General features: G+C 41.8%; 1 protein-coding gene. It reads left to right on the top strand.

The features are described from left to right. Window positions 1-838: 838 nt before the first annotated feature. Window positions 839-1,837: a GGDEF domain-containing protein gene (locus ACROAE_RS20480; RefSeq protein WP_432406141.1), complete on the top strand. Its 999-nt coding sequence runs from the start codon at window positions 839-841 to the stop codon at window positions 1,835-1,837. The last annotated feature ends 108 nt before the right edge of the window (window positions 1,838-1,945 follow it).

Genomic DNA, 1,945 nt, shown 5'->3' with positions numbered 1-1,945 from the left:
CGATTATTCATTGCGAAGGTGAAAGTTACCGACGCAAAACAGCGCTCAATAAGAGCAAATAAAATTCGGTGTCAACCGGCCAAGATAATTGACGCGGAACCGGCCAAGTTAATTGACGCTAGATAGTATATAACCTTCTCGCTTTCTGGTCTCAATGACAGAAAGCGCAATTTTAGTGCCTATAATATACCATTCAGCGTTAATAAGTGATGACTCAGCGAGAGTTTAAAAGGGCTTAAATAAGGCGCATGACTGAATGAATAGTTGTTCTCTTTCGGAGTCATGCAACGCAGTGTAAGCCCTTTTAAAACTCGCCTGAAAGGAATGACCCAGCAGATTTTGCTTTGCGTTCTCGCTATTTGAAAGGGAACACCATTACTACATAGCGACGCCTTAATCAAAAACAGCTGGACGCATTCTGAGTGTTTAACAGTCCTGATAAACCAATAAAACCGCTGACCAGCCTATTACACGGTCCGTTATTAGGCTTCAGTAATCCGAATACGCTTTACGTGTCTTATGCTTCGTCACATATCAAGAGAACAAGTAAACCTGATGCTGAGATAATCTCATCACTTGCAATCTGCTTCATCTTACATCATCGATTTTTTCGCTCATTTCCTTCACATTTATCCGCCTTACCATTCATTGCTACGCCACTCAGCATTTCGTTTTTATGCAAATATTATTGGATAAACGATCGTTTTATGGCAACCTGAATATACTTGTTTAATGATATTGTTTTGACATCTTATTTAATGGCTTATTTGATGCCACAAGAGTGACTTCCCCATATGATATTAATGCCAAGCGTTTCAATAACAGAAAGGATTAAGCATTGCTAGCACTCATCAAAAAACACCGAAACAGTACCGCGGAGCTGCAACAAGCTCGAGTTATTTCGTTGTTTTCATTGGTTGGAATGTCAATCACCTTGTTGATGGGATTAATAAGCTTATTGGGTGAAAACACCACCCTCACAATCGTGTTGTTTATTGCCAGTATCACCTACCTGATCGCCTTCTTTTCTGTCAAAAAGTTTGATCTCAGCATTAGTGCCACTCTGGTTATTTATTCGCTGTATTTACTTATGTTTTATTTGGTGTTTAGTGGTGGCGTTTCCCAAACCGGCCCATTGTGGATTTTCATTGTCGCGCCGGTATCGGTTTACGTGTTGGGTTTACGTCACGGCTTAATTAACTTAACTATCTTCCTCAGTATCGTCACCGTTATTATGTTTTTACCACAGCAATGGGTTACTCATGCGCAGTACGGCAATGAATTTTCGTTCAGGCTGATTATCTCGTTTTTAACCATGTCATTTTTATCAGCCCTATATGAATACTCCAGAATGCAATCATACAAAAATGCACTTGAGCTCAGCAGGCAATACCAAGAGCTCGCCATGCGCGATCCACTCACCAAATTGGCCAACAGGCGCAATGCCGCGGCCATTCTAGAACAAGAAAAATCAAGGTTGCAGCGTAACAATGAACCCCTTTCAGTCTTATTGTGCGATTTAGACCACTTTAAACTGGTCAACGATAAATACGGTCATAATGGCGGGGACATGGTGCTAACTGAATTATCAGCCCTCTTTAAAGAGCAAGTTCGACAACAAGATTGTGTCGCACGCTGGGGCGGCGAAGAGTTTTTGATTATTCTGCCACAAACCTCCGCAGAGCAAGCGAGCATCATCGCTGAGAAAATCCGTAGCAGCGTTGAACAATTCACCATCCACTTTGTTAAACACCAGATCCGCATCACCATCAGTATTGGCATCGCACAACTTGCTGAAGATCAAACTATCGATGAGTTGATATCTAGCGTCAATTAACTTGGCCGGTTCCGCGTCAATTATCTTGGCCGGTTGACACCGAATTTTATTTGCTCTTATTGAGCGCTGTTTTGCGTCGGTAACTTTCACCTTCGCAATGAATAATCG

It is taken from the genome of Shewanella sp. MF05960 (genome assembly GCF_050849305.1).
Lineage (GTDB): Bacteria > Pseudomonadota > Gammaproteobacteria > Enterobacterales > Shewanellaceae > Shewanella.
Note: the sequence above shows the minus strand (reverse complement) of the source record. Positions and strands in the feature narration are given on the sequence as shown.